A 14,833-nucleotide genomic window follows, 5' to 3' on the forward strand; every position below is an offset into this window, starting at 1 on the left:
GGATCCGCCGCCCCCCGCCGGGGACGGGCGCCCCATCGTCGCCCCGGCCGCTCCGTCCCGAAGGGGCCGCCCTGGCTCGCCGGCCCGCGACCGCCCCCCGCCGGGGCAACGCGGAGTTGTCCTGCCCCGCATGCCGGACGCCACCACGAAGCAGATTCCGGCGCCGTTCCCCCCGGGGACGGGAGGGCCATGGCGTGGCCGGCGGCGAGGCAGTGCGCCCCGCCCCCCCTTATCTTGCCGCAAATACTCCCGGGGGGCCGCCGCAGGCGGCGGGGGGCGGCGCCCCCCTCCCCGGCCGGGGCCAGGCGCGCCCGCCGTTGCCCCCCTGCCCCGCCCGCGATAAAGCCCGCCCCGACAGCAGGAAGGGCATCACGATGGCCAAGACCAAGGGACCCCGCCGCCCCCGGGCCGAGACGCCCAAGGGTTTCCGCGACTATTTCGGCGCCGAGGTGACCGAACGCACGGAGATGCTGCGCACCATCGCCGAGGTCTACCGCCTGCACGGCTTCGACGCGCTCGAGACCTCCGCCGTCGAGACGGTCGAGGCGCTGGGCAAGTTCCTTCCCGACGTGGACCGCCCGAACGCGGGCGTCTTCGCCTGGCAGGAGGACGAGACCGGGCAGGCGACGGACTGGCTGGCGCTGCGCTACGACCTGACGGCGCCGCTGGCGCGGGTCTATGCCCAGCACCGGAACGACCTGCCGACCCCCTATCGGCGCTATGCGATGGGGCCGGTCTGGCGGAACGAGAAGCCCGGGCCGGGGCGCTACCGGCAGTTCTACCAATGCGACGCCGACATCGTCGGCGCACCGAACGTCGCGGCGGATGCCGAGATCTGCGCGATGCTCGCCGACACGCTGGAGGCGGTCGGCATCCCGCGCGGCGACTATGTGGTTCGCGTGAACAGCCGCAAGGTCCTGAACGGCGTGATGGAGGCGGCGGGCCTCGGCGGCGAGGACAAGGAGGCCGCGCGCGGCATCGTCCTGCGCGCCATCGACAAGCTCGACCGTCTCGGCCCCGACGGCGTGCGCGCCCTGCTGGGCGAGGGCCGCACCGACGAGAGCGGCGACCGGGCGGAAGGGGCCGGCCTTGCCCCCGAACAGGCCGAGATCGTCATGGGCTTCGTGAATGCCAAGCGCGCCGATGGCGGCGCCACCATCGCCGCCCTGCGCGACCTCGTCGCCGGCTCGCAGACGGGCCTCGACGGCGTGTCCGAGCTCGAGACGATCGGCCGCCTGCTGACGGCGCAGGGCTACGGGACCGACCGGATCGAGATCGACCCCTCCGTCGTGCGCGGCCTCGGCTATTACACGGGTCCCGTCTTCGAGGCCGAGCTGACGTTCCAGGTCGAGGACGACAAGGGCCGGCCCGTCCGCTTCGGCTCGGTCGCGGGCGGCGGGCGCTACGACGACCTCGTGAAGCGGTTCACCGGGCAGGAAGTGCCGGCGACGGGCGTATCCATCGGCGTCGACCGCCTGCTCGCCGCCCTGCGGGCGAAGGGCCGGGCCACCGGCGCCGCCGCCGGGCCGGTCGTCGTCACCGTCATGGACCGCGAGCGGATGGCCGATTACCAGGCCATGGCGCAGGAGCTGCGCGCCGCCGGGATCCGGGCCGAGGTGTATCTCGGCAATCCGAAGAATTTCGGCAACCAGCTGAAATACGCGGATCGGCGCGGCAGCCCCGTCGCGGTGATCGAGGGCACGGCCGAGCACGCGGCCGGGATCGTGCAGATCAAGGACCTCGTCCTCGGCGCGAAGATCGCCGAGAGCGCCAGCCTCGAGGAATGGAAGGACCAGCCCGCGCAGGAGGAGGTGCCGCGCGGCGACCTCGTCGCCCGGGTCCGCGCCATGCTGGACCGGGCGGCCCCGTGATCCCCGCCGGATCCCCCGCCGCGCGGGACGAGGCGGCGCGCTGTCTCGAGCTGTTCCGCGAGGCCGGCGCGGTGCCGGTCGAGACGACGATCCTGCAGCCCGCCGACGTCCTCCTCGACCTCTACGGCGAGGATATCCGCGCCCGCGCCTTCACCACGACCGATCCGATCCGGGGCGAGATGATGCTGCGCCCGGATTTCACCGTCCCGGTGGCGCAGGCGCACATGGCCGCGGGAGGGGATCCCGCGCGCTACTGCTATGCCGGCGAGGTGTTCCGGCGGCAGGAGATCGACGAGACCCGACCGGCCGAATACCTGCAGGTCGGGTTCGAGCTCTTCGGCGGGACCGACCCGGCCGGGGCCGAGGCCGAGATCTTCGGCGTGCTGTCGGACGCGCTGGGCGGTCTGGGCCTGCGCGCCGCCATCGGCGACATGGGCCTGATCGTCGCGGCGATCCGGGGGCTGGAGACGACCGAGGCGCGCAAGACCGCGCTGCTGCGTCATGTCTGGCGGCCGCGCCGGTTCCGCGCCCTGCTCGACAGGTTCGGCGGACGCGGCGCGATCCCGGCCGGCCGCGCGGCGCTGCTGGGTCTCTCCGATCCGCTGGACGGGGCCGGGCCCGAGATCGGCAAGCGCGGCCGGGACGAGATCGCCGCCCGGATCGCGGCGCTGCGCGAGGATGCCGCCGCCCCGCCGATCCCCGATACCGCGCGCGAACTGCTGGACGAGCTGGTCGCCATTCGCGCGCCCGCCCCCGACGCGCTGTCCCACCTGCGGGACATCGCGGTCGACCTGCCCGCCATCGGCCCCGCGGTCGAGGCGATGGCGGACCGGCTCGCCGCGCTGTCGGATCGCGGCGTCGACGTCTCGGCGCTCGACTTCGAGGCGAGCTACGGGCGCACCGCGCTCGAATATTACGACGGCTTCGTCTTCGGCCTCTATGCCGCGGGGCGCCCCGACCTGCCGCCCATCGCGACGGGCGGGCGCTACGACGCGCTGACCCGCGCCCTGGCCGGCACCCCGGCGGGCCGCGCCGGCACCCCGGCGGTCGGCGGCGTGATCCGGCCCGACCTCGTTGCCGCGATCCGGGAGATGACTCGATGATCCGCCTCGGCGTGCCGTCGAAGGGACGGCTGATGGAGAAGACCTTCGACTGGTTCGCGGCCCGCGGCATCACGCTGCGCCGCGCCGGGTCCGACCGCGACTATGCCGCGATCGTCGAGGGGATCGAGGGGGTGGAACTCGTCCTGCTATCGGCCGGAGAGATCCCGCGCGACCTGGCCAGCGGCGCGCTGCATCTCGGCGTCACCGGCAGCGACCTCGTTCTCGAGAAGGTCCCCAATTCCGGGACCCGCGTGATGGAACTGGCCAAGATGGGCTTCGGCGGGGCGGACCTCGTGATCGCGGTGCCGCAGCTCTGGGTCGATGTCGACACGCTCGACGATCTCGACGCGGCGGCCGCCGCGTTCCGCGCGCGCCACGGTCACCGGCTGCGGATCGCGACCAAGTATCACCGGCTGGTGCGCGAGTTCCTGCAAGGGGCCGGTGTCGCCGATTACGCGCTGGTCGACAGCCAGGGCGCGACCGAGGGCACGGTCAAGGCCGAGACGGCGGAGGCCATCGCCGACATCACCTCCACGGGCGAGACGCTGCGGGCCAACGGCCTAAAGATCCTGTCGGACGGGCTGATCCATGCCAGCCAGGCGACCCTGTGGAAGAGCCGGGTGGCGGACTGGTCCGACGCGGACCGGCAGGCCCACGCGGCGCTCTGCCTGCAGCTGGGGGTGTGACGATGGACCCCACCGCGCTGGAGGAACGCCTCGCCCATCTCGAACGGCTCTGCGACGATCTGTCCGACGTGGCCGCCCGCCAGGCGCGCGAGATCGAGGCGCTGCAGCGCCGAGTGACCATGCTGATGCAGCGCGAAGCCGAGCGGGAGGAGGGTCAGGACACCCCGATCACCCGCCCGCCGCATTACTGAGGGCCGGCCCTGCCCAGCGGCCAGGGCGATCTCGTCGTTGCCCCCCGGAATCACTGGCCCCCGGCATCATCGACCGGAAGGAAGATCGTCTCTCCCGTCGACCTGCGGGGGCCCGCATCCGCACCTGTCTGGATCCCGCCGGCCGCCCGGGCGCGCGTGGAAGGCCGGATCGACGAAACCAGCGCGGATGTCCCTCCCTGGCCCCTCATGGGCCGGTCGCGATCCGCCTCAGATGTCGGCCGCCACGACCTCGCCCGCCGACAGCAGCACGTCCCCGAAGGACGAGGACGAGCCGAAGGCACGGTAGATCGTCAGGAAGGCCGTGTTCTGCGACAGCGACTCCAGCTGCCCGCCGCAGGGCTGGCCGGAGGGGACGCCGCAGACCTGCGCCTTGATCGTCTCGTAGGCGGTGTCGGTCCGGGTGTAGTCCCCGCCCTGCGCGTAGCGCATCGTCTCGTGGAACTCGAGATCGCCGAACATCGCCAGCGCGGCCGTGAACTGCCGCGCACAGCCGTCGTTGAAGCCGGTCACGTATTGCGTGCGCGGGCCCGTCGCGCCGGGATCGGTGTCGTAGAGCGCGTATTGCCCCGACACGTCGATCCGCGTGCCCATCTGGCCCTCGGGCGTGTCGCAGGCGGTGGCGAGCTGGCCGTAGGGCAGCGACTGGCCCGGGGCGACCGGCATCAGCGCCATCGTCTCGGGCAGGTCGATCACCGGTGCGGCACCACAGCCGGCAAGAAGACCGGCGCACAGCATCAAGGACAGCCTCGTCGCGGACATGGATCGTTCCCCTGATTGTTCCCACCGGCGGGCTTATCAGGGGCGGACGGGATTCGGGAGTCGGGCCGGGTCCGCCTCGGCGGGAGATGGCCGAAACCGGACTAGAGCTCCTCGACCTCGATCACCCCGTCGAGCGAGCGCAGCGCCCCCTTGATCTGCGGCGTCACCGGGAACTCCGTCCCGCAATCGAGCTCCACCTCGCCCGGCAGGCCCTGCCCCATCAGGCAGAAATAGATCGGCCCGCGTCCGCCGCGGACCCCCTCGCGCGCCGCCTTCTCCAGCACCGCCGCGACCGGGGCGACGGCCGCCGCCTCCTCGACGAAGACGCGTAGGCCAGAGGACGCGCCCTGCGCCACCACCGTGTCGATCGGCGCGGCGGAGCGGGCGAGCAGCTTGAGCTGGTCGCTCTCCATCGTCGCCTCGACCTGCAGGATCACCTGCATCCCGGGCTCCAGATGCTCGCGCGCCGCCTCCAGCGTGTCCGAGAACATCGTCACCTCGTACTGCCCGGTCGGATCGGACAGCGTGATGAAGGCGAACCGGTTGCCCCGCGCCGATTTCCGCTCCTGCCGGACGGCGACGGTCCCGGCCATCTTGGCGATGCAGGCGCCGCGCTCGGCCTTGGCCGTGACCTCGTCCAGCGTCAGCACCTGCCGCCGCTTGAGCGCGGGCAGGTAATCGTCCAGCGGATGGCCCGACAGGTAGAAGCCGACCGCCTTGAACTCCTCCGCCAGCCGCTCCGCCGGGAGCCAGTCGGCGGCGCCGGAGAGACGCGGCTCCGGCAGGTCGTCCCCCGCCTCGCCGAAGAGCGAGACCTGGTTCGAGGCGCGCTGCTCGTGGATCGCGGCGGAATAGCCCACCAGCGCGTCGAGGCTGTCGAATACCCGCCGCCGGTTGCGGTCGAGCACGTCGAACGCCCCCGCCCGCGCCATCATCTCCAGCGGGCGCTTGCCCACACGCTTGAGATCGACGCGGCGGGCGAAATCGAAGAGGGTGACGAAGGGCTTCTCGCCCCGCCCCTCGACCACCAGCCGCATCGCCTCGACGCCGACATTCTTCAGCGCGCCCAGCGCGTAGTGCAGCGTGCCGTCCTGCACGTCGAAGGTCGCCTGGGACCGGTTCACGCAAGGCGGCGCCCAGGGCAGGCCCAGCCCCTTCTTCACCTCCTGGAAGTAGACGCCGAGCTTGTCCGTCAGATGGATGTCGCAATTCATCACCCCGGCCATGAACTCGACCGGGTGGTTCGCCTTGAGCCAGGCCGTCTGGTAGCTGACCACGGCATAGGCCGCGGCGTGGGACTTGTTGAAACCGTAATTGGCGAACTTCTCGAGCAGGTCGAAGACCTCGGACGCCTTCTTCTTCTCGACCCCGTTCGCGGCCGCGCCAGCTTCGAACTTGGGCCGCTCGGCGTCCATCGCCTCCTTGATCTTCTTGCCCATGGCGCGGCGCAGCAGGTCGGCCCCGCCGAGGCTGTAGCCGGCCATCACCTGGGCGATCTGCATCACCTGCTCCTGGTAGACGATGATGCCCTGCGTCTCCTCCAGGATGTGGTCGATCAGCGGATGGACCGAGGCGATCTCGCGCAGGCCGTTCTTCACCTCGCAATAGACCGGGATGTTCTCCATCGGGCCGGGCCGGTAGAGCGCGACCAGCGCCACGATGTCCTCGATGCAGGTGGGCTTCATGCGTTTGAGCGCATCCATCATGCCCGAGCTTTCCACCTGGAAGACCGCGACCGTCCTCGCCTTGGAATAGAGCGCGTAGGTCTTCTCGTCGTCCAGCGGGATCAGGTTCATCTGGTTCTCGCCGCCCTTCGGTGGGGCGTAGAGCTGCGTCCCGTCGGCGGCGACATGCAGCGGCCGGCCAGATTTCAGGATCTGGTCGAGCGCGTTCTGGATCACCGTCAGCGTCTTGAGCCCGAGGAAGTCGAACTTCACCAGCCCGGCCTGCTCGACCCATTTCATGTTGAACTGCGTCGCCGGCATGTCCGAGCGCGGATCCCGGTAGAGCGGCACGAGCTGGTCGAGCGGCCGGTCCCCGATCACGACGCCGGCGGCATGGGTCGAGGCGTTGCGCAGCAGCCCCTCGATCTGCTCGGCATATTCGAACAGACGCGCGGCAGGGTTGCGCCGCCCCTCGCGGCGGTCCTGCTCGGTCTCCTTCGTCTCCTCGCGCAGGCGCGGCTCGTCGGCCAGCGCCTTGCCGATGCTCACCGGCTTCACGCCCTCGACCGGGATCATCTTGGACAGGCGGTCCACCTGGCCATAGGGCATCTGGAGCACGCGGCCGACGTCGCGCACCGCCGCCTTCGACAGCAGCGCGCCGAAGGTGATGATCTGTCCGACCTTGTCGCGGCCGTATTTCTCCTGGACGTAGCGGATCACCTCCTCCCGCCGGTCCATGCAGAAGTCGATGTCGAAATCCGGCATCGAGACCCGCTCGGGGTTGAGGAACCGCTCGAAGAGCAGCGAGTAGCGTAGCGGATCGAGGTCGGTGATCGTCAGCGCGTAGGCGACGAGGCTGCCCGCCCCAGACCCCCGCCCCGGCCCGACGGGAATGTCGTGATCCTTCGCCCACTGGATGAAGTCGGCGACGATGAGGAAGTACCCGGGGAAGCCCATCCCCTCGATGATGCCCAGCTCGAAATCGAGCCGCTTCTGGTACTCCTCGACGCTGACCGCGTGCGGGATGACCGCGAGCCGGGCCTGCAGCCCCTCGTTCGCCATGCGCCGCAGTTCGGCCACCTCGTCCTCGGCGAAGCGCGGCAGGATCGGGTCTCGCTTGTACGCCTTGAAGGCGCAGCGCCGCGCGATCTCGACGGAATTCTCCAGCGCCTCGGGCAGGTCGGCGAAGAGCGTCGCCATCTCCTGCGGGGACTTGAAGTAGTGCTGCGGCGTCAGGCGGCGCCGCTCCTCCTGCTGGTCGACGTAAGTGCCTTCGGCAATGCAGAGCAGCGCGTCATGCGCCTCGTAGAGATCGCTCTTGGGGAAATAGGCGTCGTTCGTCGCCACCAGCGGCAGGTCCATCGCATAGGCCATCTCGACATGGCCCCGCTCCGTCGCCCGTTCGGCCGCCGGCAGGCCGCCCTCGACCGGGTGGCGCTGCAGCTCGACATAGAGCCGCTGCGGATAGATCTCGGCCAGCCGCCGCATCAGCGCCTCGGCCGCCGGCCCCTGCCCGGCGCGGAGCAGACGCCCAACCGGGCCGTCCGGCCCGCCGGTCAGGCAGATCAGCCCACCCGAATGGGCGGCGAGGTCGTCGAGGCCCACCTGCGGCAGCTCGTCCGTCTCGGCGAGGTAGAGCGCCGAGTTGAGCTTCATCAGGTTCTCGTAGCCCGCCTCGTCCTGCGCCAGCAGCACGACCGGCGCCGGGGCACCGGGGCGCTTGCCGGGCTCCGGCACCAGGTAGCGCAAGCTCACCTGGCACCCGACGATGGGCTGCACCCCCGCCTTGCTGGCATATTCCGAGAATTCCAGCGCGCAGAACATGTTGTTCGTATCGGTCACGGCGACCGCGGGCATGCCCGCGGCCTTCGCCAGATCGGGCAGCTTCTTCACCGGGATCGCGCCTTCCAGCAGCGAGTATTCGGTATGGGTGCGCAGGTGGATGAATCGGGGGCTCTCGGTCATGGCGCCACCCTATATGGTGCCGCCCGGCTCAGCCACCACGACCCGAGGGACAGGGCGCGTCGTTTCCTCGCTTCGCAGGAAGGGCACACATGGGTCGCGCTGGACCCGCCTGCCCGGCAGGAACACGCCGCCGGAAACGCAATCGGCCCCCGCCAGTCCGGGCGGGGGCCGATCGGTTAAAAGGGGGCGAGGGCTCAGCCGAAGAAGTTCAGCACTTCCCGGCTCTGCCCCTCCAGCGACTTGCGCATCTTGCCGAAGGCGGCCGCCTCGAGCTGGCGCACGCGCTCCTTCGACAGGCCGAGCTCGTCGCCGAGCGATTCGAGCGTCCGGGGATCCTCGCGCAGCTTGCGCTCGCGCACGATGAACCGTTCGCGGTCGTTCAGCTGCGACAGCGCGGTGAAGAGCCACTGGCGCAGCGTGTCGGTGTCGTGGGACGCCTCGACCTTCTCGGGGGCCTGCTCGGCATCGTCCTCGAGCGCTTCGATCCACTCGCGGCCCTCGTCCTCGGCCGATTGCGTGGCGTTCAGCGAATAGTCGGATCCCGAGAGCCGCCCCTCCATCATCTCGACATCGGCGAGCGGCACGCCCACCTCCTTGGCGATCATGGCGCGGACCACGTGGCCCTCGTAGACGACGCCGGCGGCCGCGGCCTCGCGCTCGATCCGGGCCTGGACGCGGCGCATGTTGAAGAACAGCGACTTCTGCGACGAGGTCGACCCGGTGCGGACCATCGACCAGTTCCGCATCACGTAATCCTGGATCGACGCCTTGATCCACCAGACGGCATAGGTGCTGAACCGCACGCCCCGGTCGGGGTCGAACTTGTCCGCCGCCTTCATCAGGCCGAGCGAGGCCTCCTGGATCAGGTCGTTCATCGGCGCGCCGTAGCGGCGGAACTTCGCGGCCATCGAGATGGCGAGACGCATGTAGGCGGTGATCAGGCGGTGCAGCGACTTCTCGCAGCGCTCGTCGCGCCAGGCATAGGCGAGTTTCAGTTCCGTCTCGGCGTCCAGCAGCTCTGCCTTCATCGCGGTGCGAGACAGGGTCTGGTCGGAATACCCGTCGAATGCCATGTGTAACCCCCGTGTCGTGTGGCCCTTGGCGGGCCTTCTGCAAGCGTCCCTCCCCGCGGGCGGGGACCGTTCGAGCCGCTAACGCGCCAAACCGGAAATTGTTTCCCCCATGTCCTTGCAAAAATTTTCGCTGGTTCTAGGCGGCGCCGCCTCGGGCAAGTCCTCCTACGCCGAAGCCCTTGTCACGCAATCGGATTTCCGCCCCGTCTACGTCGCGACGGCAGAGGCGCATGACGACGAGATGCGGGCGAAAATCGCCGCGCACCGCGACGCAAGGGCAGGCCGGGGCTGGGTCACGATCGAGGAATCCCGCAACGTCGCGGCCCGCCTGACCGAGAGGGCCCCGGACGAGGCGGTGCTGATCGACTGCGCGACGCTCTGGCTGACCAACGTCCTGCTCGCCGGGGGCGATGTCGAGGCGGAGGGGGAGGCGCTGCTCGCCGGGATCGCCGCCTGCGCCGCGCCCGTCGTCCTCGTCTCGAACGAGGTCGGCGCCGGAATCGTGCCCGAGACCGCGCTCGGCCGCCGGTTCCGCGCCGCGCAGGGGCGCCTCAACCAGCGCGCCGCCGCGGCAGCGGATCTGGTGGTGCTGGTCACCGCGGGGCTGCCGCTGGCGCTGAAGGGAACGCTGCCGTGAGCCGGCTCTTCTGGGTCCGCCACGGGCCGACCCACCAGAAGGCCTTCACCGGCTGGCGCGACGTGCCCGCCGATCTCGGCGACCGGGCCGCGCTCGCCCGGCTGGACGCCGCCCTGCCGGCCGGCTCCGTCCTCGTCGCCTCGGACCTGGTCCGCGCCAGCCATACCGCCGATGCGCTGGGCGCCGGCCGCCTCCGCCTGCCGGACCGCGCCGACCTGCGCGAGTTCCATTTCGGCGACTGGGACGGGCGGCACTTCTCGGACGTGGCCGGGACCGATCCCGACCTCTCCCGCGCCTACTGGGAGCGGCCGGGCGACGTGGCTCCGCCCGGCGGCGAAAGCTGGCACGCGGCGGCGCGCCGGGTCGACGCGGCCGAGGCGGAACTCCTCGCCGCGCATCCGGGCCGTGACGTGATCGTGGTCGCGCATCTGGGCGTGATCCTCACCCGCTGGGCGGCCGCGACCGGCCGGACCCCGGAGGAGGCGATCGGCCAGCACGTCGCCCCCCTCTCGATCACCGAGATCCACCACGGGCCGGGCGGGGCACGGGGCATCGCCGTCAACCGCATCGCCTGACCCATCGCGGCCCGTGATGGGCCCCGTCAGGAAAACGCGCTTCGTCCCCGCGCCGGGGCCGGTCATCCTGCGCCGACCCAACGGAGGCCCCCGATGACCTACGAGCTCTTCCTCGGCGACCGCTCCTTCTCGAGCTGGAGCCTGCGCGGCTGGCTGATGTGCGAGGGTTTCGGCCTGCCGCACCGCGATACCTTCGTCGGGCTCTATTCCGGCACGATGGCCCGCGATCTCGCCCCGCTCGCCCCGGCCCGGACGGTGCCCGTCCTGCGCTCTCCCTCCGGCGCGGTGCTGACCGACAGCCTGGCCATGGCCGAAACCCTGGCCGAGGAGAACCCGGAAGCCGGTCTGTGGCCGGCGGATCCGGCGGCCCGCGGCCTCGCCCGGTCGATGGTGGCCGAGATGCATTCCGGATTCGGCGCGCTGCGCGGGGCCTGCCCGATGTTCCTGCGGCACGGCTGGACCGGCTTCGACCCCGCGCCGGAGGTGATCGCGGATGTCGGGAGGGTGCAGGCGCTCTGGTCGCTCGCCCGCGACCGGCACGGGGCGGATGGCCCCTGGCTCTTCGACCGCTACTCGCTGGCCGACGTCTTCTACGCGCCCGTGGCGACGCGGATCGCCACCTACGACCTGCCCGTCGACGCGGGTTCCGCGTCCTACGTCCACGCGGCCCTGACCGAGCCGAACCTCGTCGCCTGGCGCGCGGCCGGGCAGGCGGTAGCGTACCATCCGCTGCCCTATGCGAACCTGCCGGCCGTCCGCGGCCTCGGCACCCTGCCCTGGGAGGCGGCCGTCGCCCGATACGCCTGACCCCCCGGCGTTAACCATTCCATAACCGACGAGACGTTAACCATAATCCCGGACGATCGGGATGTCGGGATGGTGGCGCTGGCCTACACGGTGGCCTTCGAGGGGGTGGAGGCGCGACTGGTCGAGGTGCAATGCGCCGTGGCCCCCGGCATGCCCGCCTTCTCGATCGTCGGCCTGCCGGACAAGGCGGTGAGCGAAGCGCGCGAGCGGGTCCGCGCGGCGCTGACCTCGATGTCGATCGCGCTTCCCTCGAAGAAGATCGTCATCAACCTCTCTCCCGCCGACCTGCCGAAGGAGGGCTCGCATTTCGACCTGCCGATCGCCCTCGCCCTGCTCGCGGCGCTCGACGTGCTGCCGCACGATGCCGTGGCCGCGACCGTCGCGCTGGGCGAGCTGTCGCTGACCGGCGCGCTGATGCCGGTGATCGGTGCCCTGCCCGCCGCCATGGCCGCCGCGGACGAGGATCGCACCCTGCTCTGCCCGCGCGCCTGCGGCGCCGAGGCGGCGTGGGTGGAATCGGCGGAGGTCATCGCCCCCGCCACGCTGGCCGAGGCGATCCAGCACTATACCGGCACCCGGATCCTCCCCCCCGCCACGGCCGGCGAGGTGACCGGCCCCGCCACCGCCCGCGACCTGCGCGACGTGAAGGGGCAGGAGCGGGCCAAGCGCGCGCTCGAGATCGCGGCCGCCGGGCGGCATCACCTCCTCTTCAGCGGGCCGCCCGGCTCGGGCAAGTCGATGCTCGCCGCGCGGATGCCGGGCCTGTTGCCGCCGCTCTCCCCGCGCGAGGCGCTCGAGACGTCGATGATCCATTCCCTCGCCGGGCTGCTGGACGAGGGCGGGATCAGCCGGGTGCGCCCCTTCCGCGAGCCGCACCACACGGCCTCGATGCCCGCCATCGTGGGCGGCGGACGCGGCGCGAAGCCCGGCGAGATCAGCCTCGCCCATAACGGCGTGCTTTTCCTCGACGAGCTGCCCGAATTTCCCCGCCCCGTGCTCGAGACGCTGCGCCAGCCGATCGAGACGGGCGAGGTCGTGGTCGCCCGGGCCAACGCCCATATCCGCTATCCCTGCCGGTTCCTCCTCGTCGCGGCGGCCAATCCCTGCAGGTGCGGCCACCTGACCGAGCCCGACCGCGCCTGCAGCCGCGCCCCCAATTGCGGCGAGGAGTACATGGGCCGGATCTCGGGCCCGCTGCTCGACCGGATCGACCTGCGCATCGAGGTGCCGCCCGTCGCCTATACCGATCTGGACCTGCCGCCCGCCGGCGAGGGATCGGCCGAGGTCGCGGCGCGGGTCGTTGCCGCCCGCGCGCGGCAGGCCGCGCGGTTCGGGGAGGGCGGGGTTCTGCGCACCAATGCCGATGCCGAGGGCACGACGCTGGAGAGCATCGCGGCCCCCGACGCCGAGGGGCGCGACCTGCTGTCCCGCGCCGCCGACCGCTTCGGCCTCACCGCGCGCGGCTACCACCGCATCCTGCGCGTGGCGCGCACCATCGCCGACCTCGCCGGCTCGGACGAGGTGCGCCGTCCCCACGTGGCAGAGGCGATCAGCTACCGGCTTCCGCCGACACAGAGCTGAGGAAGGCGGCGAGGTCGTCCAGCGCCGTCCGCGCCTCGGGCAGGTAATCGCCGAAGATCGGCCAGACATGGGGCGCGTTCCTCCCCTCCAGCACGCGGGTGCGGACCCCGTCCTCCCGCAGCCGCGCGGCCATCTGCAGCGTGTCGTCGTGCAGCACCTCTGTCGTGCCGACCGACAGCCAGACCGGCCCCGCCCCGCGAAACCGCGCCAGCACCGGCGAGGCCCGGGCATCGGCGGGGTCGGCATCGCCGAGGTAGAACTCGCGCACCTCGCGCAGCCGGCCGATCGGCAGCAGCGGATCGGCGTCCGCGTTGCGGCGGCGCGAGCCGGCCCGGTCGCGGAAATCGGTGAAGGGCGAGAAGGCGAAGGTCGCGGCGGGCCCCGGGATCCGCAGGTGACAGAGCTGCGCCAGCAGACCGAGCGCAAGGTTGCCGCCCGCCGAATCACCGCCGAGCACGATCCGTTCCGGCCCCAGATCGGCGTCGAGCGCATCCCAGACCGCGCGCAGATCGTCGAGCGCGGCCGGGAACCGGTGCTCGGGCGCGCGGCGGTAATCGGGCAGGATCACCGGCCGGCCGAGGCGCGTCGAGATCTGCGCGGCAAAGCCGGTATAGCTCTTCGCCGAGCCCAGCACGAAGGCCCCCCCATGGGCGTAGAGCAGGACAGGCGCCGCCGGGTCGTCCGCGACGCCCGGCCCGACGACCCGCCGGACCGGCACGCCCCCGAGGCGGCCCTTGCCGACATAGGTGCCGCGCGGCGCGGCGAAGAGCGACGTGACCGCCTCGAACTGGGCGCGGGCGCCGACGGGGTCGAGCCGGGCGAGCAGGGGCTTCTGCAGGTGGCGCAGCAGCCAGACCAGCAGGACGAGCCGCCAGCTCATCCCCCGCGCCGCGCCTCGATCGCCTCCCAGATGCGGGCCGCGACGTTGACGCCGTCGAAGCGCTCCAGCTCCTGGATGCCGGTCGGCGAGGTGAGGTTGATCTCGGTCAGCCAGTCGCCGATCACGTCGATCCCGACGAGGATCTGGCCCTTCTCCTTCAGCAGGGGGCCGATCGCGGCGCAGATCTCGCGATCGCGGTCGGTCAGCGCCACCTTCTCGGCGCGGCCGCCGACATGCATGTTCGACCGGGTCTCGCCCTTCTGGGGCACGCGGTTGATCGCGCCCACCGGCTCTCCATCGACGAGGATGACCCGCTTGTCGCCCTTCGACACCGCGGGCAGGTATTTCTGCACGATCAGCGGCTCGCGGCTGATCTGGCTGAACATCTCGTGCAGGCTGGCGAGGTTGCCGTCCTCGGCATGCAGCTTGAACACCCCCGCCCCGCCATTGCCGTAGAGCGGCTTGAGGATGATGTCCCCGTGCCGGTCGCGGAAGGCGCGCAGCGTGGCGAGGTCGCGGGCGATGGCCGTGGGCGGGGTGAGCTGCGGGAAGTCGAGGACGAGCAGCTTCTCGGGGTAGTTCCGCACCCAGAACGGGTCGTTCACGACGAGCGTGCCGGGATGGATCCGGTCCAGCAGGTGCGTCGTGGTGATGTAGGACATGTCGAAGGGCGGATCCTGGCGCAGCCAGACCACGTCGAACTCCGACAGGTCCCGCTCGACCTCGTCGCCCAGCGTGAAATGGGCCCCCTTCTCCCGCCGGACGGCGAGCGGCCAGCCCCGGGCGGTCACCCGCCCTTCCTGGAAGGCGAGCCGGTCCGGCGTGTAGTAGAACAGGGCATGCCCCCTCGCCTGCGCCTCCTCCGCGATGCGGAAGGTGGTATCGGCGTCGATGTCGATGGGCGCGATCGGGTCCATCTGGATGGCGACGGTCAGGGCCATGTCGGGCCTCCGGAAGTGGCGTTCCGGCGTGACCTAGGCCCGCCGGGCGGCGGCGGCAACAGGCCCCGCGCATCGGCCG

The 14,833-nt window shown here is 71.5% G+C and carries 13 protein-coding genes; 8 read left to right on the forward strand and 5 right to left on the reverse strand.

Annotated elements, in window-relative coordinates; translation table 11 throughout:
• Positions 1-374 precede the first annotated feature (374 nt).
• The 4 genes from hisS to BUE30_RS11300 are packed head-to-tail and all read left to right on the forward strand — an operon-like array spanning position 375 to position 3,851.
• Positions 375-1,871 (forward strand): histidine--tRNA ligase, encoded by a 1,497-nt coding sequence (gene hisS, locus BUE30_RS11285; protein ID WP_073330454.1) that lies wholly within the window; start codon positions 375-377, stop codon positions 1,869-1,871.
• Positions 1,868-2,974, forward strand: a complete 1,107-nt coding sequence (locus BUE30_RS11290; RefSeq protein ID WP_244526346.1) for an ATP phosphoribosyltransferase regulatory subunit — start codon at positions 1,868-1,870, stop codon at positions 2,972-2,974. The genes hisS and BUE30_RS11290 overlap by 4 nt, the downstream gene beginning before the upstream one ends.
• Positions 2,971-3,660 (forward strand): ATP phosphoribosyltransferase, encoded by a 690-nt coding sequence (gene hisG / locus BUE30_RS11295; protein ID WP_073330458.1) that lies wholly within the window; start codon positions 2,971-2,973, stop codon positions 3,658-3,660. Before BUE30_RS11290 ends, hisG begins: the two co-directional genes overlap by 4 nt.
• A gap of 2 nt (positions 3,661-3,662) precedes the next feature.
• Complete coding sequence (locus tag BUE30_RS11300) at positions 3,663-3,851, forward strand: SlyX family protein (protein ID WP_073330462.1); 189 nt, start codon at positions 3,663-3,665, stop codon at positions 3,849-3,851.
• 228 nt (positions 3,852-4,079) lie between these two features.
• Here the strand turns inward: BUE30_RS11300 and BUE30_RS11305 are convergent, their stop codons facing one another.
• The 3 genes from BUE30_RS11305 to BUE30_RS11315 form a co-directional block, all read right to left on the reverse strand.
• Entirely contained in the window at positions 4,080-4,631 is a 552-nt protein-coding gene (locus BUE30_RS11305) for a hypothetical protein (RefSeq protein WP_073330464.1), read from the reverse strand.
• A gap of 101 nt (positions 4,632-4,732) precedes the next feature.
• Positions 4,733-8,260, reverse strand: coding sequence for a DNA polymerase III subunit alpha (dnaE, locus tag BUE30_RS11310; protein WP_073330467.1), 3,528 nt, complete (start codon positions 8,258-8,260; stop codon positions 4,733-4,735).
• Positions 8,261-8,454: 194 nt separating this feature from the next.
• Positions 8,455-9,333 (reverse strand): RNA polymerase factor sigma-32, encoded by an 879-nt coding sequence (locus BUE30_RS11315; RefSeq protein WP_073330470.1) that lies wholly within the window; start codon positions 9,331-9,333, stop codon positions 8,455-8,457.
• A gap of 109 nt (positions 9,334-9,442) precedes the next feature.
• Here BUE30_RS11315 and cobU point away from each other — a divergent pair, with 109 nt between their 5' ends.
• The 4 genes from cobU (at position 9,443) to BUE30_RS11335 (ending at position 12,933) form a co-directional block, all read left to right on the forward strand.
• A complete protein-coding gene (gene cobU / locus BUE30_RS11320) occupies positions 9,443-9,970 on the forward strand; it encodes a bifunctional adenosylcobinamide kinase/adenosylcobinamide-phosphate guanylyltransferase (protein ID WP_073330474.1) in 528 nt (175 codons plus the stop codon).
• Positions 9,967-10,545 carry a histidine phosphatase family protein gene (locus tag BUE30_RS11325; RefSeq protein WP_073330478.1) on the forward strand — a complete coding sequence of 193 codons (579 nt, stop codon included), beginning with the start codon at positions 9,967-9,969 and terminating at the stop codon, positions 10,543-10,545. Before cobU ends, BUE30_RS11325 begins: the two co-directional genes overlap by 4 nt.
• Before the next feature lie 93 nt (positions 10,546-10,638).
• A complete protein-coding gene (locus BUE30_RS11330) occupies positions 10,639-11,352 on the forward strand; it encodes a glutathione S-transferase (protein ID WP_073330483.1) in 714 nt (237 codons plus the stop codon).
• Positions 11,353-11,421: 69 nt separating this feature from the next.
• A complete protein-coding gene (locus tag BUE30_RS11335) occupies positions 11,422-12,933 on the forward strand; it encodes a YifB family Mg chelatase-like AAA ATPase (RefSeq protein ID WP_073330486.1) in 1,512 nt (503 codons plus the stop codon).
• Here the strand turns inward: BUE30_RS11335 and BUE30_RS11340 are convergent.
• Together BUE30_RS11340 and gshB are read right to left on the reverse strand one after the other, a co-directional pair.
• Complete coding sequence (locus tag BUE30_RS11340) at positions 12,902-13,813, reverse strand: alpha/beta hydrolase (RefSeq protein WP_073330489.1); 912 nt, start codon at positions 13,811-13,813, stop codon at positions 12,902-12,904. The genes BUE30_RS11335 and BUE30_RS11340 overlap by 32 nt on opposite strands.
• Positions 13,810-14,754, reverse strand: coding sequence for a glutathione synthase (gshB, locus tag BUE30_RS11345; RefSeq protein WP_073330492.1), 945 nt, complete (start codon positions 14,752-14,754; stop codon positions 13,810-13,812). Before gshB ends, BUE30_RS11340 begins: the two co-directional genes overlap by 4 nt.
• Positions 14,755-14,833 lie beyond the last annotated feature (79 nt).

Origin of the sequence: Wenxinia saemankumensis (assembly GCF_900141735.1) — a bacterium.
GTDB classification, from domain to species: domain Bacteria; phylum Pseudomonadota; class Alphaproteobacteria; order Rhodobacterales; family Rhodobacteraceae; genus Wenxinia; species Wenxinia saemankumensis.